The organism is Alteromonas sp. H39 (assembly GCF_047556435.1).
In the GTDB taxonomy this organism is placed as follows: domain Bacteria; phylum Pseudomonadota; class Gammaproteobacteria; order Enterobacterales; family Alteromonadaceae; genus Alteromonas.
On record NZ_CP180210.1, the window covers coordinates 2,814,895 to 2,831,579 of the forward strand.

The 16,685-nt window shown below is 49.9% G+C and carries 21 protein-coding genes and 1 other annotated feature; of the genes, 14 read left to right on the forward strand and 7 right to left on the reverse strand.

Annotated features, from left to right (window positions below; genetic code table 11):
* Positions 1–32 precede the first annotated feature (32 nt).
* Positions 33–941, reverse strand: coding sequence for a sulfite exporter TauE/SafE family protein (locus tag ACLBLI_RS12350; RefSeq protein ID WP_414827907.1), 909 nt, complete (start codon positions 939–941; stop codon positions 33–35).
* Between the two features lie 117 nt (positions 942–1,058).
* On the opposite strand from ACLBLI_RS12350, the gene ACLBLI_RS12355 reads away from it, so the two are divergent.
* From ACLBLI_RS12355 to ACLBLI_RS12370, 4 genes are all read left to right on the forward strand, one after another.
* Complete coding sequence (locus ACLBLI_RS12355; protein WP_414827908.1) at positions 1,059–1,553, forward strand: DUF2244 domain-containing protein; 495 nt, start codon at positions 1,059–1,061, stop codon at positions 1,551–1,553.
* Positions 1,546–2,760 (forward strand): saccharopine dehydrogenase family protein, encoded by a 1,215-nt coding sequence (locus ACLBLI_RS12360; RefSeq protein ID WP_414827909.1) that lies wholly within the window; start codon positions 1,546–1,548, stop codon positions 2,758–2,760. Before ACLBLI_RS12355 ends, ACLBLI_RS12360 begins: the two co-directional genes overlap by 8 nt.
* 169 nt (positions 2,761–2,929) lie before the next feature.
* On the forward strand, positions 2,930–3,175 hold the full coding sequence (locus ACLBLI_RS12365) for a DUF6482 family protein (protein WP_414827910.1): 246 nt from the start codon (positions 2,930–2,932) through the stop codon (positions 3,173–3,175).
* 97 nt (positions 3,176–3,272) lie between these two features.
* Entirely contained in the window at positions 3,273–4,130 is an 858-nt protein-coding gene (locus ACLBLI_RS12370) for a TraB/GumN family protein (protein ID WP_414827911.1), read from the forward strand.
* Positions 4,131–4,341: 211 nt separating this feature from the next.
* On the opposite strand, the gene ACLBLI_RS12375 is transcribed toward ACLBLI_RS12370, so the two are convergent.
* Positions 4,342–4,686: a hypothetical protein gene (locus tag ACLBLI_RS12375; RefSeq protein ID WP_414827912.1), complete on the reverse strand. Its 345-nt coding sequence runs from the start codon at positions 4,684–4,686 to the stop codon at positions 4,342–4,344.
* Positions 4,687–4,836: 150 nt separating this feature from the next.
* Positions 4,837–4,953: a sequence feature (His leader region), on the forward strand.
* Between the two features lie 43 nt (positions 4,954–4,996).
* On the opposite strand from ACLBLI_RS12375, the gene hisG reads away from it, so the two are divergent.
* The 8 genes from hisG to hisIE are packed head-to-tail and all read left to right on the forward strand — an operon-like array spanning position 4,997 to position 12,105.
* Positions 4,997–5,899 carry an ATP phosphoribosyltransferase gene (gene hisG, locus ACLBLI_RS12380; protein ID WP_414827913.1) on the forward strand — a complete coding sequence of 301 codons (903 nt, stop codon included), beginning with the start codon at positions 4,997–4,999 and terminating at the stop codon, positions 5,897–5,899.
* Between the two features lie 6 nt (positions 5,900–5,905).
* Positions 5,906–7,222, forward strand: a complete 1,317-nt coding sequence (gene hisD, locus ACLBLI_RS12385; RefSeq protein ID WP_414827914.1) for a histidinol dehydrogenase — start codon at positions 5,906–5,908, stop codon at positions 7,220–7,222.
* Positions 7,215–8,297: a histidinol-phosphate transaminase gene (hisC, locus tag ACLBLI_RS12390; RefSeq protein WP_414827915.1), complete on the forward strand. Its 1,083-nt coding sequence runs from the start codon at positions 7,215–7,217 to the stop codon at positions 8,295–8,297. Before hisD ends, hisC begins: the two co-directional genes overlap by 8 nt.
* A complete protein-coding gene (hisB, locus tag ACLBLI_RS12395) occupies positions 8,294–9,364 on the forward strand; it encodes a bifunctional histidinol-phosphatase/imidazoleglycerol-phosphate dehydratase HisB (protein WP_414827916.1) in 1,071 nt (356 codons plus the stop codon). Before hisC ends, hisB begins: the two co-directional genes overlap by 4 nt.
* The gene (gene hisH, locus ACLBLI_RS12400; RefSeq protein WP_414827917.1) at positions 9,364–9,966 is read left to right on the forward strand and encodes an imidazole glycerol phosphate synthase subunit HisH; all 603 of its coding nucleotides are present in this window, start codon (positions 9,364–9,366) and stop codon (positions 9,964–9,966) included. Before hisB ends, hisH begins: the two co-directional genes overlap by 1 nt.
* A complete protein-coding gene (gene hisA, locus ACLBLI_RS12405; RefSeq protein ID WP_414827918.1) occupies positions 9,966–10,703 on the forward strand; it encodes a 1-(5-phosphoribosyl)-5-[(5-phosphoribosylamino)methylideneamino]imidazole-4-carboxamide isomerase in 738 nt (245 codons plus the stop codon). Before hisH ends, hisA begins: the two co-directional genes overlap by 1 nt.
* On the forward strand, positions 10,685–11,482 hold the full coding sequence (gene hisF / locus ACLBLI_RS12410; protein WP_414827919.1) for an imidazole glycerol phosphate synthase subunit HisF: 798 nt from the start codon (positions 10,685–10,687) through the stop codon (positions 11,480–11,482). Before hisA ends, hisF begins: the two co-directional genes overlap by 19 nt.
* Complete coding sequence (hisIE, locus tag ACLBLI_RS12415; RefSeq protein WP_414827920.1) at positions 11,482–12,105, forward strand: bifunctional phosphoribosyl-AMP cyclohydrolase/phosphoribosyl-ATP diphosphatase HisIE; 624 nt, start codon at positions 11,482–11,484, stop codon at positions 12,103–12,105. The genes hisF and hisIE overlap by 1 nt, the downstream gene beginning before the upstream one ends.
* Here hisIE and ACLBLI_RS12420 read toward each other — a convergent pair.
* Positions 12,065–12,796 (reverse strand): substrate-binding periplasmic protein, encoded by a 732-nt coding sequence (locus ACLBLI_RS12420; protein WP_414827921.1) that lies wholly within the window; start codon positions 12,794–12,796, stop codon positions 12,065–12,067. The two genes, hisIE and ACLBLI_RS12420, sit on opposite strands and share 41 nt — an antisense overlap.
* A 155-nt stretch (positions 12,797–12,951) precedes the next feature.
* Here ACLBLI_RS12420 and lepB point away from each other — a divergent pair, with 155 nt between their 5' ends.
* Complete coding sequence (lepB, locus tag ACLBLI_RS12425) at positions 12,952–13,596, forward strand: signal peptidase I (protein ID WP_414827922.1); 645 nt, start codon at positions 12,952–12,954, stop codon at positions 13,594–13,596.
* A gap of 14 nt (positions 13,597–13,610) precedes the next feature.
* Here lepB and soxR read toward each other — a convergent pair whose 3' ends face one another.
* Complete coding sequence (gene soxR / locus ACLBLI_RS12430; RefSeq protein ID WP_414827923.1) at positions 13,611–14,048, reverse strand: redox-sensitive transcriptional activator SoxR; 438 nt, start codon at positions 14,046–14,048, stop codon at positions 13,611–13,613.
* Positions 14,049–14,120: 72 nt separating this feature from the next.
* On the opposite strand from soxR, the gene ACLBLI_RS12435 reads away from it, so the two are divergent.
* Positions 14,121–14,252: a hypothetical protein gene (locus ACLBLI_RS12435; RefSeq protein WP_414827924.1), complete on the forward strand. Its 132-nt coding sequence runs from the start codon at positions 14,121–14,123 to the stop codon at positions 14,250–14,252.
* 122 nt (positions 14,253–14,374) lie between these two features.
* Here the strand turns inward: ACLBLI_RS12435 and ACLBLI_RS12440 are convergent, their stop codons facing one another.
* The 3 genes from ACLBLI_RS12440 to adk form a co-directional block, all read right to left on the reverse strand.
* Entirely contained in the window at positions 14,375–15,427 is a 1,053-nt protein-coding gene (locus ACLBLI_RS12440) for an alanine racemase (RefSeq protein ID WP_414827925.1), read from the reverse strand.
* Positions 15,428–15,502: 75 nt separating this feature from the next.
* On the reverse strand, positions 15,503–15,898 hold the full coding sequence (locus tag ACLBLI_RS12445) for an MAPEG family protein (RefSeq protein ID WP_414827926.1): 396 nt from the start codon (positions 15,896–15,898) through the stop codon (positions 15,503–15,505).
* A 131-nt stretch (positions 15,899–16,029) separates the two neighbouring features.
* Positions 16,030–16,674: an adenylate kinase gene (gene adk, locus ACLBLI_RS12450; RefSeq protein WP_414827927.1), complete on the reverse strand. Its 645-nt coding sequence runs from the start codon at positions 16,672–16,674 to the stop codon at positions 16,030–16,032.
* Between the last annotated feature and the right edge of the window lie 11 nt (positions 16,675–16,685).

Consider the following 16,685-nt stretch of genomic DNA (forward strand, 5'->3'; position numbering starts at 1 on the left):
ATTCACGTAAACTGGCATCGTTACCGAAAACCTCAAAATACGGGCAACCCACTCAGGCCCATGATGAAAACCCAGCTTGCGAAAAACAGCTTAAGCCTGGTTGGAGAAAACGCCAGCACAACCCGCTTGGCGAGGATCCCACCTATCACTGCACCGAGTCCAGCAAACAGCACCACTGCCCACATTACCGCGTGTGAAAAAAAGATATGATAAACCACTGCGCCCCATACCGATGCGGCAGAAAGGATCACGGCGAGAGCAATTGCCATGGTGACGCTGAAGCCGCGAATAATCAGATACACTGCCACCAGCTCCCCCACGCCCACTGACAGCCATGCTGTTACCGCGCCGCCGACGAAGGCAACAACAGGCAAAGCAAGGATATCGAACTGCGTAAATTTGCTGGAAAAAACAGTACGTTTTAACAGCGGTATAGATGCAAAAATAGCCAGCGCAAGCAATATTGAAAAGACACCAAATCCAAGGTGCAGCGCCTCCATATTTCCCTGCAGAGCATCAAGACGAGGCGTAATTACGGGCCCATACTGCGCCAGCCAGATACCACAAAGAGATGCCGGGACTGTCAATGCCAGACCGCTTTTAAGCCCCTGCCAGGCTGTCGCTTTCTGGCAATGATCCTGGTAAAACCGCCACCAGGTGATAGCCCCCGCGGTCATGCCGCAACACTGGATCGCGAAACTCGTGGCGACTATCGCTTGCGGCTCAAATCCTAACTGGTTGAAAAAAGGCACGAACACGACACCGCCCCCGGCGCCAGTCGCGTTGGCGAAAATAGCGCCCACCACACCGAGAAACAAAAAACCGGAAAAGGTACTGATAAGTTCGGGCAAGTTCTCCTGCCAGCTTACTAATACCAGCCAGCAAAAAAACAATGTAAATCGATAGGGGTGATGCGAAACCAGGGACTTCAGGCTATTCACAAGAAAATATCCAACTTTGTATTGACGCTAAGGTTGCCAGAACCCCTCACAAATTTAAATCTGAATATGCTACGTTTTACGTTTAAGTGTATATAACAGAGTAACTCAGATTCCCTCATGCTTATTACTCGTGTCTCTGAACACGCGCTATCAGTTCGTCTGTATCCCAACAGAAGTGCTACCTGGCAACAGACCAAATGGTTAATCGCGCTAATGGGTGTGGTAATAGGAATTATAGCGCTTGGCTGGCTCATAGCGGGTGTCTGGGTGATCCTTCCTTTTGCCGGTGTAGAAACCGCGCTACTTGCGTATCTGTTTTACCGCGTTTCCAAATCCACTTATCAATATCAGGATATCATTATCATGCCTGACGCCATTCAGGTTTCTGTTGGTAAGCGGGAACCGCTGCTTACGCTGCCCCGCCATAGTAGTCATCTGGCATTTTACGAGGGTGAAAACGAGTGGCACTTGCCAGAACTTCGACTTATCTCACCGTCCCGAACCATTGTAATCGGCGAGTTTTTGAATCATGCTGATCGGCATCGTTTACGACACATTCTGGCTGATGCAGGGATTATGGTTTGCCGCAAAAACTGGTGGAAACATGACTGAGAAACGCAAATACGACATTATATTGTTCGGCGCGACAAGCTTTGTAGGTCAGATTATTACTGGCTACCTTGCCGAGAGATTACCGCCTGAACGTTGGGCTGTAGCAGGAAGAAACGAAGAAAAATTGCGTACGGTTCTGTCGCAACGAGATGCCTCAGACACTGACCTTTTGGTGGTGGATGCCAATGATAACAGCGCATTGCATACCATGTGTGAACAGGCGTCGGTCGTCATTACCACTGTCGGCCCCTATGCACTTTACGGTGAAGGCGTCGTCGCAGCGTGTGCGGAAACCGGAACAGGCTATGTCGATCTAACTGGTGAGCCGCAGTGGATCAAAAAGATGCAGGACAAGTATCAGAAAATGGCCCACCAAAATAATGCACAAATTGTGCATTGCTGTGGTTTCGACTCAATCCCATCCGACATGGGCGTGTACTTCCTGCAACAACATGCGCAGCAAGAATTTCAGTCAGTCTGCTCAACCATCGCCATGCGGGTTCATCGAATAAAAGGCGGAGCTTCAGGAGGCACGGTTGCCAGTATGCTCAATCTTGTGAAAGAGGCAGGCAAAGACAAACAGATAAAGAAACAACTGGCTAACCCGTACTTATTGTGTGGTGAAAACGCGAATAAGGTACGACAACCAACGGTGAAAAAAGCGTGTTATGACCCAGTATCCGGAGCCTGGATAGCGCCTTTCATTATGGCTGCAATTAATACGCGAGTGGTTCACTGGAGTAATAGTGCGATGGCCTATTCCTATGGCGAAGATTTTCGCTATGAAGAGGCTATGGTAACCGGTAAAAAACGTAAAGGCGCCATGCGTGCCTGGACGATGACGCTGGGCCTCGGCGGTTTCATGGTGGCCGCTTCTGTCTCGTGGTTACGCACACTGCTTGAGAAATACTGGCTGCCAAAACCTGGTGAAGGTCCCTCAGAAAAGGCACAGCGACAAGGTTTTTATGATATTCGATTCTATGGCGAAACCCGCAATGGGCAAAGGGCAGTAGCACGCGTTACCGGCGACCGCGATCCGGGGTACGGTTCCACTGCAAAAATGCTTTCAGAATGTGCGATTTTGTTAGCTTCCATGCGCGAAGCGGGTACGGCTCCAAGCGGACAATTTTCACCCGCAAGTTGCTTTGGCGATGCGTTAATTCCCCAATTAAGTCAACATGCCGGCTTACGATTTGAGATTGTTTAGGTTCATCACTAACGGCGCACGGGCAAGCCAGAGGCATGCTTTTTCAGTCACTGTGTTCAGGCTAACTGCCGGGCATAAGCAACACATAGAGTCAGGCATCATTACCTATCTTTAATGATCATAATTTATAGCACAACGATACTTAGTAGAGTTATCGCGGAGGAAAGCTATGAATTTATACATTGAATCGATAGAAGGTGGAAACTATGTTGTCGCCACAGGTGAACCCAACATGCAACAGCCACTAATGGCCGCGGAAGGCAAACCACGCACGTTTCATTGTCTTAATGAAATTCGTACGCATTTTGAAGGTACACCTTTTGATAAGGTATGGCTTCGGCAAGCCACGCCTTACGAGGAAATGGTCGGCCAGACCAGTCAGGACACAACGCTGGATATGGAAATCGACTGGTAGTGGCACTGGCATCGACAGTTGATGAGTGACCCACTTCACAGTACAGTGAGTTTTCGCGTCTGCGCGAACGGATTACCACTAGTTGAAGGAGTCACCCATGCGTCGTATCGCATCTATGGCGTTAGCTACTTTGCTAACCCTCCCCGCTTATTCTGCGTCAGTCTGGAAGGTGACTGATGGTGAAAATACCATGTACCTGGGCGGTACACTGCATATCCTGAGTCCACAGGACTACCCTCTTCCTGAAGAATTCAAAACGGCATACAGTCAAAGTGATGCTCTGGTTTTCGAGACAGATATTGCGGCACTCAGTACGCCTGAGTTTGCGCAAAAATCTCTGCAAATGCTTACTTATGGCGAGGGCGCTTCATTAAAAGATGATGTAAGTGACAAGACCCTGAAACAACTTGAGGCGCATTTAGCGGCTCGTGGTGTGCCTGTCGACAGGTTTATGAATCTGCGCCCTGCGCTGGTTGGGATTTCGCTTAGCATGATCGAATTTCAACGACTTGGGCTCACCAGTCAGGGAGTTGACAAATATTACTACACGCTTGGTATGGGAGATGGCAAAGCCATGCATTTCCTTGAATCTCCCGAGCAGCAACTGACTTTCATTTCTAAAATGGGGGAAGGAAATGAAGATGCGTATGTCAGCTATGCCATCGAAGATGTAAAACGGATGCCAGAGATGTTAGGCGATCTTAAGGACGACTGGCGCGAAGGTGATATGGCAGGCTTCTTCAGATTATCTATGGAGGATTTTGCCAAGGAGTATCCGGATATTTATGATTTACTCTTAACATCCAGAAATAATAACTGGATGCCGGTTCTCGCAGACCTGATGGCAACACCGGAAACCGAATTTGTTCTGGTTGGTGCAATGCATATTCCCGGTGATACCGGGTTAATCACGCAACTCAAAGCAAAAGGTTATAGCGTAGAGCAAATGAAGTAACGACTTCCTCTGTCTGCCGTGCTGTTCTACTCAGTAGCACGGCAAGCTGCTTAGCCGTATTCAGCAACGCAACGATTAACACTATTTTATTTGACGCTGGGCCCCGTTATGTCGCTATTGTTTGGCAGTGGCTTTGCACCGTTGTGTATGAGAAGAAATTGCAAACAAGCGTAATTAATCGTCAGGGCCGGCATACCGGCTTTTGATTGTTCTACACATATTTGTCGATATGCTGTCGACGCTTAGGCAACTTGTCTTTTTTCTCTCTCCGCGCATCGCCAGATTCATCATAGCTGACAACGGCGTCTGAATCTGACTGTTCTGAGGCATCTTGAGAAGGCCCATCGTCTTTAGTTCCTTTGCCTCCTGAATGTTGATGCTCGCGATATTGCTCCTTTTCAGTGACCTTACGCTCTTCATTATGCAACGCCCGCTCTTCATCGTTTAACGTCTCGGTGCCACCCATTGCATCAATTCGCTTAATCTGACCACGATCTATCACCGGTACACGATTATTTGCACGGGGTATTATGGAAAACAGTAAGTCATTACTCATAGTGAAAAGTTTTAAGTTATATCCATATAGTTAGACCACTTTACAACAAAGGGTTCAATGGGTGTTGCAAATTGCGGATCTTTTAGCTACTGTTTCTGGCGTTGAAAACAGGAACATCTGTAAAGAATATATGAACTATACTGCGCAAAACCATCACCACCACCATATAGCATAGCCTTTCAGGTTTGTGCTGGAAGGGTATTGTTTCCTTCCAGTGGCGCAGATAAAAGATTCTCGACCCCCGGAAGGAAACTTCCGGGGGTTTTTCGTTTTAGGGCGCTACATTAATGAAATTTAAGGAAAGTTAGCTATGAGTGACAGCAGAAGACTTCGCATTGCGGTACAAAAATCAGGCCGCTTGAGTGACGACAGTATTGCCTTACTGAAGGCCATTGGCATTAAACTGAATATTCGCGACCGCTTGCTGATTGCTCATTCAACCAACCAGCCTATCGATCTTCTTCGGGTGCGAGATGACGATATTCCGGGCCTGGTAATGGACGGCGTTGTGGATATGGGTTTCATTGGTGAAAACGAGCTGGAAGAAAAAATGCTGGAGCGCCGCGCATCAGGCAAACCAGCCGACTACGAAGTGCTGCGCAGACTTGACTATGGCGGCTGTCGGTTATCTATCGCCGTCCCTAACGAAATGTCATACGACAGTGCAAAGGTACTGGAAGGTAAGAAAGTTGCCACGACCTACCCTTTCTTACTCGAGCGCTACTTTAAAGAGCAAAACATTAACGCCAAGGCCGTCATGCTGACGGGGTCGGTAGAAGTCGCGCCCCGCGCCGGCGTAGCGGATGCTATTTGTGACCTGGTCTCTACCGGCGCCACGCTGGAGGCCAATGGCCTGGTGGAAAAAGATGTCATTTTCCGCTCAAAGGCGGTGTTGATTCAGCGCGCTGACGGCGAAATTACGCAAGAAAAAGCCGAACTGATTTCACGCCTTGTTCCCCGTATTGACGGGGTCATGCAGGCCAAGGAAAGTAAATACATCATGCTCCACGCGCCCAAGGCTTATCTGGAACAGGTAAAAAGCCTGCTCCCTGGTGCAGAAAACCCAACGGTCCTCCCTTTGGCAGGCGTTGACGATACGGTTGCGATCCACGTTGTTAGCCCTGAAAACCTGTTCTGGGAAACCATGGAAAAACTAAAAGCCCTGGGCTGCAGCTCCATTCTGGTCATGCCAATTGAAAAGATGATGGGATAACCCAAGATGATCACCTGGTCTGAATTATCCAATGAAGCCAAACGCGAGGCGTTATCTCGCCCGGCTATGAAAGACAATCAGAAATTAAAAAAGACGGTTGAAGATATAATTCGTGCCGTGCGGGCGAAAGGCGATGCCGCGGTATTATCTTTTACTCAGGACTTTGACTGCTCGACGCTGACAGCACTTGCGCTTTCGCAAGGTAAATTGTCTCAACTTGCCGATGCAGTAAGTCAGGAAGTGAAGGCGGCAATAGATACCGCCTATGACAACATCAAACGGTTTCACGACGCGCAGCAGCCGGAAAGCATTACGCTGACGACCACAACCGGGGTGACTTGTGAACAGCACTTTGCCGCACTTGATGCTGTTGGGTTGTATATTCCCGGAGGCAGTGCCCCGCTCCCCTCTACCGCTCTGATGCTTGGCATACCCGCATTAGTGGCAGGCTGCGAGAGAAAAGTACTTTGTACGCCGCCTAACTCCGAAGGGTTGATCGCCCCGGAAATCGCTTACGTGGCAAGAAAGTGCGGTATCAGCGAAGTTTATTTGTGCGGTGGAGCACAAGCCATAGCGGCAATGGCATTTGGCACCGACACCATCACCAAGGTGGATAAAATTTTCGGACCAGGCAACAGCTTTGTCACCGAGGCCAAGCAGCAGGTTAGCTTAACTGCCGACGGTGCCGCCATTGATATGCCGGCTGGTCCCTCGGAAGTGCTGGTACTGGCTGACAATACCGCCCGCCCCGATTTCGTGGCCTCGGATTTACTGTCTCAGGCTGAGCACGGTCCGGACTCGCAAGCGATATTGGTATCAGACGACGCCGACCTGATTGAAAAGGTGAAAGCTGAAGTCAAAAATCAACTGGCATTGCTCTCCAGGGGTGCCATAGCCAGCGAGGCGATGGAGAACGCACGTTACATTCTCACTCGCGACATCAATGAAGCCATTGAGGTCAGCAATCAGTATGCCCCGGAGCATCTTATCGTGCAGGTGAACGAGCCTCGCGAGGCACTCAAACGCATCAAGCACGCGAGCTCTGTCTTCTTAGGCCCATGGACACCAGAGTCGGCAGGTGATTATGCATCCGGCACGAACCATGTATTACCAACGTATGGCTATGCCCGCAATTATTCCAGCCTGGGTTTGCTGGATTTCATGCGCCGCTACACCGTACAGCAGTTAACAGAAGACGGTATGCGCCAACTTGGTCCGACGATCATGACATTAGCAGAGGCAGAAGGCCTGGATGCCCACAAGAAGGCCGTGGCGCTTCGTATGGACGTGCTCACTTCACAGGAAGATAGCGACAATGAATGATTTAGTGGCCAAGCTGATTAATGAAAACCTGATCCCACTGAAGCCCTATGAGTCTGCCCGTCGTTTATATTCTGGTGGTCAGGACTGGCTGAATGCCAATGAGTCGCCATTTGCCAATGACTACCGTGTAGACAGCAGCAACTTCAACCGCTACCCGTCATGCCAGCCTAAGCGCGTTGTCGACGCTTACGCGGGCTATGTGGGCGTGAGCCCGGATCAACTCATCGTAACCCGTGGGGCGGATGAAGGCATCGAGCTGCTCATCCGTACTTTCTGTACGCCCGGTAAGGACAATATTCTGATCTGTCCTCCCACGTATGGTATGTACGCGATTAGCGCAGAAACCTGTGATATAGGCGTTAAGACGGTACCGCTCACTGATGGCTTTGCATTAAATACAGAGGCAATTTGCGACCAGGATGATGTCAATCTGGTATTTATCTGCTCACCTAATAATCCCACCGGCACCCGTGCTGCCATCAATGACGTAGAAAAAGTGCTTTCGCATTTTAAAGACTCGGCGCTGGTAGTAATGGATGAAGCCTACATTGAATTTGATTCGGAAGGTTCCTGGGTGGACAAGCTTTCACAGTATCCGAATCTGGTGGTCCTGCGCACGCTCTCGAAGGCCTTTGGACTGGCTGGATTACGCTGCGGATTCACACTGGCATCAGAAGAAATTATTCAGTCATTACTGAAAGTAATTGCCCCCTACCCCATTCCTGAGCCTGTCGCGCAAATTGCCGCACAAGCATTAAACAAAGAAGGATTGGCGCGGGTTGCACTGCAGGTTGAAACACTTAACAACCATCGTCAGGCTTTAAAATCTCAGTTGGCGAACCGCCCCGGCATTACTCTGGTAGGCGATACCACCGCTAACTTTGTGTTGTTCCGGTTCGAAAAGAGTCAGGCGCTAATGGCGTATCTGGTGGAGAACGGCATGTTGATCCGCGACCAGTCTAAACAACTAAACCTGAAAAACTGCCTGAGAGCCACCGTGGGCAATGAAGAACAAAACGCCCGCCTACTTACATTAATCGATTCATTTATAGAACAAACAGGAGTGTCGGCATGAGCCAGCAAGCCATACTTTTTATTGACCGCGACGGCACACTCGTGGAAGAGCCGCCTGTCGACAAGCAACTCGACAGCCTCGAAAAGCTGGTGTTCGAACCGGATGTCATCCCGGTGTTATTAAAACTTAAAGCTGCAGGCTTTTCGCTGGTGATGGTGAGTAACCAGGATGGTTTGGGTACAGACAGCTTTCCCCAGGAGGATTTTGACAAACCGCACAATGCCATGATGCAGGTATTTTCCTCCCAGGGTGTAACCTTTGACGACGTATTAATTTGTCCGCATTTTGACAGTGACAATTGCAGTTGTCGCAAGCCTAAACTAGGCCTGGTAAAAGAATACCTTCAGCAGGGGCGCGTGGATTTCACCCGCTCTTATGTCATTGGCGACCGCGACACCGATATGCAACTGGCAGAAAACATGGGTATTCGCGGATTGAAATACACGCCCGACGGCAACAACTGGAAAGCGATTGAAAAAACGCTTTTGGCGTCTTCCCGTATCGCCGAAGTCGTGCGAAAAACCAGTGAAACCGATATCACAGTGCGTGTCGATCTGGACTCAACAAAGAAATCCGAGATTGCCACAGGCCTTGGCTTTTTTGACCACATGCTGGATCAGATCGCCACCCATGGCGGGTTTGAGATGCAGGTTTCAGTGACGGGCGATCTTCACATTGACGATCACCACAGCGTAGAAGATACGGCGCTGGCGTTAGGCGAAGCGCTGAAAAAAGCATTAGGCGATAAACGCGGCATTGGCCGCTTTGGATTCGCGCTTCCCATGGATGAATGCAGGGCGGAGTGCATTATGGATATTTCCAATCGCCCTCACCTGAAATTTGAGGCTGAGTTTTCCCGCGATCAGGTAGGCGAAATGGCCACCGAAATGGTGCCGCACTTTTTCTATTCGCTGGCACAAAGCATGGGCTTGTCGTTGCATTTGTCCACCAGCGAAGGCAATGCTCACCACCAGGTAGAAAGCCTGTTTAAAGTATTTGGCCGGGCGCTGCGACAGGCTATTACCCGTCAGGGGGACGCCCTGCCAAGTAGTAAAGGAGCGCTTTAATGAGTCAGCGCATCGTTATCGTTAATACCGGTTGTGCCAATATTTCATCGGTACGCTTTGCACTGGAACGATTAGGCGTCAGTGTGGAGGTCTCTTCTGAGAACAGCGTAATTACATCGGCAGACAAAGTTTTTCTTCCCGGTGTCGGTAGTGCATTTGCCGCCATGCAAAGTATTGAAGCTAAGCGGCTTACCGACACCCTCCGGCAATTGACCCAACCCGTGCTCGGTGTATGTCTCGGTATGCAGCTAATGGTAGAAAGCTCTGCGGAAAGCCGCGATGGCAATGTCAATTGTCTCGGCCTGATGCCGGGTCGCGTAGAGCGTCTGCAGGCGGGGGACCTGCGCCTGCCCCACATGGGATGGAATACGGTGAAATCCAAGCCTGATTCGCCTCTGTTTACCGGCATTCCTGACGATACCTACTTTTATTTTGTGCATAGCTTCGCTGTGCCTGTCTACGAGCGCACACTGGCAAGTTGCGAGTATGGACAGCCATTTTCAGCGGCTCTGGAATATAACAACTATTTTGGTGTGCAGTTTCACCCTGAACGATCTGGTGAAGCCGGCGCACAACTTCTAACTAACTTTGTGAACATGTGATGATTATACCCGCAATTGACTTAATCGACGGCCAAGTCGTCAGGTTGTATCAAGGCGATTACAACCAGAAAACCGAGTACTCACTAGACCCGGTCGACGTGGTACACAGTTACGCTGACCAGGGCGCACAATGGCTGCATATTGTCGACTTAACCGGGGCAAAAGACACGTCCAGGCGACAGCTTGAACTCATACGCCGTATGGTCGATACCAAGCGCATGGCGTTTCAGGCAGGCGGCGGTATCCGTTCTGAAAAAGAAGTTGAGCAACTGCTTGAGTCTGGTGTTAGCCGCGTCGTGGTGGGCTCGCTGGCGGTGAAATCTCCACAAACAGTGAAGCAATGGGTTACCCGTTACGGTGCTGAACATATTGTACTGGCGCTGGATATCAATATTGATGAAACAGGCAACAAATTTATTGCCACCCACGGCTGGCAGGAAAATTCCGGCGTGTCGCTTGAGGCAATCCTTGGTGACTTTGCCGAGGTGGGCGCCAAACACGTATTGTGCACCGATATCAGCCGGGACGGCACGTTGCAGGGCCCCAATGTGGATTTATACCGGGAAGTCGCCAGTACATTTCCTGATGTCTCATGGCAGGCCTCTGGCGGCATTGGCGGTCTGCACGATATCGAAGCACTTAAACCCACACAGGTAGGCGGCGTGATCCTTGGCCGGGCTTTACTGGAAGGGAAATTCACCGTTGAGGAGGCAATCGCATGCTGGCAAAACGCATAATTCCCTGTCTGGATGTTCGCGACGGCAAGGTTGTCAAAGGCGTCCAGTTCCGAAACCACGAAATTATTGGTGATATTGTCCCACTGGCTGAACAATATGCAAAAGCCGGCGCGGACGAACTGGTGTTCTACGATATTACCGCCAGCTCTGATCAGCGCGTGGTAGACAAAAGCTGGGTGAGCCGTATCGCCCAGGTCATTGATATTCCTTTTTGTGTGGCCGGTGGTATTAAGTCAGTAGAAGATGCGGGGCGCATTTTAGAAATGGGGGCGGACAAAATCTCCATTAATTCGCCGGCTCTGACCACCCCCTCATTAATAAATGAATTGCATGACGTGTATGGTCAACAATGTGTGGTAATTGGAATCGACAGCTTTTTCAACGACGCGACCGGGCAGTATGAAGTGTACAAATTCACTGGTGATGAAAGCCGCACTCAACAAACCCAGTGGCAGACCAAAGACTGGATAGTTGAGGTGCAGCAACGCGGTGCCGGGGAAATCGTACTAAACTGCATGAATCAGGATGGCGTGCGCCAAGGCTATGACATCACCCAGCTAAAAGCGATCCGCGACGTGTGTGACGTGCCCCTCATCGCTTCTGGCGGAGCCGGTGCCATCGAGCATTTTGCTGACGTATTTAACCAGGCCGATGTGGATGGCGCGCTGGCAGCCTCAGTATTCCACAAAGGCATCATTGACATGCAGGAGCTAAAAAATGCATTGTCAGCACAAGGCATACCCATGAGAAAGCGCCACACACTGGGAGAAGGATTGTAATGATTACGAAAGAGAACATCCGCGAACTGGCATGGGAAAAGATGGATAATTTGCTGCCCGCTATTGTGCAGGACGCGCGCAGTGGCAAGGTGCTGATGCAGGGCTATATGAATCAGGAAGCCCTGCAAGCCACGCTGGAATCGGCAAAAGTGACATTTTACAGCCGCTCTAAGTCGCGCCTCTGGCAAAAAGGTGAGACCTCGGGCAATACGTTGAATCTGGTTTCTGTCAGCGCCGATTGTGACAATGATTCGTTACTGGTATTGGCAACCCCCGTGGGCCCTACATGCCACACGGGTGCCGAATCGTGCTGGTTTAACAGTAATACCACCGACTTTACGTTTCTCGCCGATTTAGAAACCCTTTTAGCTGAACGTAAATCAGCAGATCCCGACTCTAGCTATACCGCGCGTTTGTACAGCAAGGGCATAAAACGTATAGCCCAGAAAGTGGGCGAAGAAGGAGTGGAAGCCGCCTTAGCAGCCACTGTAAAGGATAAAGAAGAGTTGCTGAACGAGTCTGCAGATTTGCTTTATCATCTCACAGTGCTATTGCAAGCCAGCGATCTGGAATTAAGCCAGGTTATTGCGGTGTTGCGGGAGCGCCATCAACCGTCTGAATAGCCACCCGTAACGCTGACTGCTGTAATGCTATTACCCGCGGCTTTGCCATTTTTGGTGAGGCCGCTAAAAAGCCCTCCACTTTTAGTTCAGGTATGAACATGACGGTCTCTACGTCTTTCTCACTCATGGAAAAGGCACGTGCTGAATAGGGAATTAACGCAGGATCTTCGATGATCATATCCACCGTTCCTAACGATAACTGCTGCCACGAACATTGAATATCAGGGCAAGAATGCAGATTGTGACCTTCACGCAGTCCGTTAGCGATAAGCCAGTTGAATCCAATATCATCACGCTGTGCCGAGAATGCATAGTGCAGAATATCTGACCGGGACCGGACCTGAATATCCTGACGTTTTGACAGCTTTACCAATGCCAGCTGAAACTCGCTAACCGGGGCTATCCAGAAAAACTGCGACTCACGTTCCGGAGTACGAGCCAGGGAATATACCAATGCGTTCTCTTGTTGCGACACCATGCGCAGTGATCTTGCCCACGGCATCAAATAAAATTCCACGTCGTACCCTGCGTTTTCGAGAATTTCTCTGACCCGATCTGTCGAGCTGCCAACAACGACGCCCCGCTCGTCTGTGTAGTGATAGGGAGGAGACGATTCAGTATAAACGTGCAGCGTTTCTGCAGTCGCAACAACACTCAACAGCCACAACGTCGCGCCAAAAATGAGTTTCACAACAGGCACCCTGAAGGATTTTCACGTAAATGTAGCACACCGTTTTTGCCAACCGCCACACGCATCTTTGCATTTCGTTACATTTGTACGGGAACTGCGCGAAGAAACCGGACTCTACATAAACACCTCATCGCATTATTTGAAACAGGAAATCCATGATGATAAAAGGGAAACTGTCCTCATTGTTTAAAGAAAACAAGCAGCTTTTATTGTTTATCGTACTGATGTTCACCTTCCGAAGCAGCTTCGCTGATTGGTATGACGTACCTACCGGCTCTATGAAGCCGACGATTGTTGAGGGTGACCGTATTCTGGTAAACAAGATGGCATACAGACTGGACATCCCGTTTACTGACATTGCACTGCTGGAAACCGGCAAACCGCAACGTGGCGATATTGTTGTTTTCAACAGCACAGCCGCTGACAACCGGCTGGTAAAGCGCGTGGTGGGTATCCCGGGTGACGTGGTCAGTCTGGATAATAATCAGCTAATTATTAATGGAAAAAGACTGGACTACAGCAGCACACAAACAGCTATGACGGAGACTATCGACGGTAATGCTCATGCTATGCAGCTGACCCCTCCGCGTGCTGAGCGACACAGCTTTGCACCGGTCACGGTGCCTGAGGGACATTTACTGGTACTGGGAGATAACCGTAATCACAGTGCTGACTCGCGTTATTATGGCTTTGTTCCGCAAACTGAGTTGCTGGGAAGAGCCTCCCGGGTATTATTCTCGCTGAATCCAGAAGAGTATTACCTACCGCGTACGGAGCGTTTTTTTACTGCCATGCGGTAGCATCCCATGGCAGGTCAGGTGTCCGGTTGCAATAACACCGGCCCGGGCCCTCTGTCTGCGAGCTTGTCATTCTGATTGTACAACGGGCACTGTTTCATAGATAAACATCCACAGCCAATGCAGCTGGTGAGACTTTTCTCAAGCTTCTGAAGCTGCGTTATCCGAGCTTGCAACGGCACCTGCCATCGCTTGGCCATTGCCTCCCACTGGGCTTGCCTCGGCGCTCCGAAGACAGGCAACTCTGCAAATACCGTTTCAATTTCCTTTAACGGGATCCCCATCTGCTGGGCCACCTTAATGATGGACACCCGCCTGATAGTATCGCGCCCAAAGCGACGTTGGTTGCCTGTGTTTCGTCGGCTGTGGATGAGCCCCTGACGCTCATAAAAATGCAGGGCAGACACATTCACTCCGCATCGCGCTGCGACCTCTCCAACAGTAAGCTCGTCCATAAAAACAATCCTTTACCTCAACCTTTGTTGAGGTTTTATCATAAAAAGGAATGCAAAAACAAGGAGCAACCAATGAACGCAATAGTGACCCGCTATGCACCATCAGACATCACCAAAACAATGAGCAAAAAGCGCACACAGAAAATGCGCAAATGGCTACATGCTTACAGGAAACTCTTTAATAACGCGATGACAATGAAATAATCGGTATGCAATTATCGCGATGACAGCGTCGCTTCCCGGTCATCGCGGTAAAGCAGACGATAGGGTAGCGCAGACATTGTGAAGCCGTCGCGATGTGATAGTTGCGACGGCCAGTTACCACCTTACCAGCCGTTTATCCGTGTCCATGTCTCACTAACTGCACTGCCAGTGATAACATAATAGCTGGAAAACTGTGCTGCCGTGGCGCAAGCGTGTACCGGGAGGATCCGAAGACGCTGTCCATAGGAAAACGCATCGATACTGGCGTCGGGATCATCCATATGGGTAATAATGCCATGTTCCTGATTAGTCTGGCTTACACGCCAACCTTCAAGGATATTGCCATGCTCATCACAAACCAGGCCATAACCACAATCGAGGTCATGGGAGGCTGTGCCCTTGTCTCTTGAGAGCGCCATCCAGCCCGCATCAATAAGGATCTGCCCTTTTTCCGGCTGAGTGCCGATTACGGTGGTTAACACAGACATAGCGATGTCATCGAAACGACACACTCCCAGCCCCGCCATCACACAATCAAATGTTGCATAAACACCCGCGCGAAGTTCGGTGATCCCGTCCCTTGAAACATTTGCCAGTGCAGTGGGTGTCGAGCCGATTGACACCATAGCACAGGCAAGGCCAGCTTCGGCTATACGAGAGACAGCCTGTTGAACCCGCGCCACCTCCTGCTGTGCCATCGCGATACGCGCACTTTCGGTAAAACACCCGTAAGACGCTCCCGCATGTGCTACGACCCCGGCGAATTCAAGACGTTCTGCATTTGCTAACCGCTGTGCAACATCTACCAACGTATTCGACTCTGATTTTAAGCCTGCGCGATGATCGTCAACATCCACTTCGATGGCAACTGGCAGGCTAAAAGAGCTTTGCCACTGAAACTCCAGCATCTGACAGGCATCTGCAGAGTCGATAAGTACGGTTAGTTGTACTCCCTGATCGAGTAAAGACTCCACCATCGCGAGTTTGTTTGGCGTCAGGGTAACGGCATATAAAATATCGCGATAGCCGGCATTCGCGAAGTATTGTGCCTCCACAAGCGTAGAAACGGTGATGGGCATATCGGGCGGCGCATAATAGAGTGCCGCCTGCAAACTCTTCAATGTTTTTACATGAGGACGAAAGCCGGTACCCTGCCCTTTTACATGCTCGCTCATGCGAACAGCATTGGCAGAAAATTTTCGCTCATCGATAAGACAAGCTGGGGTAATTAATGTATCAAGATGCATTAATTACAAGCCAAAATGAATGACAACCAAATTGGCGCATGCGGAAATTAAAATTGCCAAGAATGTGGAAATCATTCCAACAAAACGCTGCCAGCTCGCCCCTTCATGCTGGCGCAATCCATAAGCGTGTAGTAACCGACCGAATAGCAGAAGACAACTGATACCGTGAATGATCCATGTGTAATCACTATTAGCTTCCAGACAGGCGATCATAATCAAGGTTAACGGGACATATTCGCTAAAATTGCCGTGCGCACGTGTCAGTCGGCGCAAATCTTCATTATTTCCGTCGCCCAGACTGATACGGTTAGTTCGTCTCACACTGATCACAAGCAACGACATGTAGAGAAAACACAGGCCTAACAAACTGGCATAAAACGCGGTAATCGGGAGTACCATAAGTTCCTCTTTTGCGGGGCTTATTATTTATATTTAGTATTTATGGACCATTGTGGCAAGAGAAGGCCCGGCGAGCAAGATCAAAAAAGGCCGCTGTCGCGGCCCTTTTGAGGATCACACGGAAAATCATATTATCCGAGCAGTGACGCTAGCTGCTGACTGACTTTCTCTACCGGCTGCGTACCGTCTATCTTGTGGTACTGGCAGTTACCTTTTTCGGCCTCTGCACTGTAGTAATTTACGAGCGGTTTGGTTTGCTCGTGATAGACCCCCAGACGTTTGCGCACAGTCTCTTCTTTATCGTCGTCACGAACGATGAGTTCCTCACCGGTCTCATTATCTTTGCCTTCTTCTTTAGGCGGATTGTAAACCACATGATACACGCGACCAGAAGCTGGGTGCACGCGACGCCCGCCCATGCGCTCTACAATAACATCGTCAGGGACGTCAAATTCAATAACGTGGTCGACATTAATGCCGGCTTCTTTCATGGCGTCAGCCTGAGGAATGGTGCGAGGGAAACCATCCAATAAGAAACCATCTTTGCAGTCGTCCTGAGCAATACGCTCTTTGACAAGACCAATAATGATATCGTCGGATACCAGTTTACCTTCATCCATAACGCGCTTTGCCGCCAGGCCCATTTCCGTGCCAGCTTTAATCGCAGAACGAAGCATGTCACCTGTCGAGATTTGGGGGATCCCATACTTACCCATCAGGAACTGCGCCTGAGTTCCCTTACCGGCACCTGGTGCGCCGAGTAGTATAATTCGCATGTGTGCGCTCT

Excerpts from the sequence above, each read along its gene's own strand:
- ACLBLI_RS12355 (WP_414827908.1), top strand. The coding sequence starts at position 1,059 with ATGCTTATTACTCGTGTCTCTGAACACGCGCTATCAGTTCGTCTGTAT.
- ACLBLI_RS12360 (WP_414827909.1), top strand. The coding sequence starts at position 1,546 with ATGACTGAGAAACGCAAATACGACATTATATTGTTCGGCGCGACAAGC.
- ACLBLI_RS12365 (WP_414827910.1), top strand. The coding sequence starts at position 2,930 with ATGAATTTATACATTGAATCGATAGAAGGTGGAAACTATGTTGTCGCC.
- ACLBLI_RS12370 (WP_414827911.1), top strand. The coding sequence starts at position 3,273 with ATGCGTCGTATCGCATCTATGGCGTTAGCTACTTTGCTAACCCTCCCC.
- ACLBLI_RS12375 (WP_414827912.1), bottom strand. The coding sequence starts at position 4,686 with ATGAGTAATGACTTACTGTTTTCCATAATACCCCGTGCAAATAATCGT.
- hisG (WP_414827913.1), top strand. The coding sequence starts at position 4,997 with ATGAGTGACAGCAGAAGACTTCGCATTGCGGTACAAAAATCAGGCCGC.
- hisD (WP_414827914.1), top strand. The coding sequence starts at position 5,906 with ATGATCACCTGGTCTGAATTATCCAATGAAGCCAAACGCGAGGCGTTA.
- hisC (WP_414827915.1), top strand. The coding sequence starts at position 7,215 with ATGAATGATTTAGTGGCCAAGCTGATTAATGAAAACCTGATCCCACTG.
- hisB (WP_414827916.1), top strand. The coding sequence starts at position 8,294 with ATGAGCCAGCAAGCCATACTTTTTATTGACCGCGACGGCACACTCGTG.
- hisH (WP_414827917.1), top strand. The coding sequence starts at position 9,364 with ATGAGTCAGCGCATCGTTATCGTTAATACCGGTTGTGCCAATATTTCA.
- hisA (WP_414827918.1), top strand. The coding sequence starts at position 9,966 with ATGATTATACCCGCAATTGACTTAATCGACGGCCAAGTCGTCAGGTTG.
- hisF (WP_414827919.1), top strand. The coding sequence starts at position 10,685 with ATGCTGGCAAAACGCATAATTCCCTGTCTGGATGTTCGCGACGGCAAG.
- hisIE (WP_414827920.1), top strand. The coding sequence starts at position 11,482 with ATGATTACGAAAGAGAACATCCGCGAACTGGCATGGGAAAAGATGGAT.
- lepB (WP_414827922.1), top strand. The coding sequence starts at position 12,952 with ATGATGATAAAAGGGAAACTGTCCTCATTGTTTAAAGAAAACAAGCAG.
- soxR (WP_414827923.1), bottom strand. The coding sequence starts at position 14,048 with ATGGACGAGCTTACTGTTGGAGAGGTCGCAGCGCGATGCGGAGTGAAT.
- ACLBLI_RS12435 (WP_414827924.1), top strand. The coding sequence starts at position 14,121 with ATGAACGCAATAGTGACCCGCTATGCACCATCAGACATCACCAAAACA.
- ACLBLI_RS12440 (WP_414827925.1), bottom strand. The coding sequence starts at position 15,427 with ATGAGCGAGCATGTAAAAGGGCAGGGTACCGGCTTTCGTCCTCATGTA.
- ACLBLI_RS12445 (WP_414827926.1), bottom strand. The coding sequence starts at position 15,898 with ATGGTACTCCCGATTACCGCGTTTTATGCCAGTTTGTTAGGCCTGTGT.
- adk (WP_414827927.1), bottom strand. The coding sequence starts at position 16,674 with ATGCGAATTATACTACTCGGCGCACCAGGTGCCGGTAAGGGAACTCAG.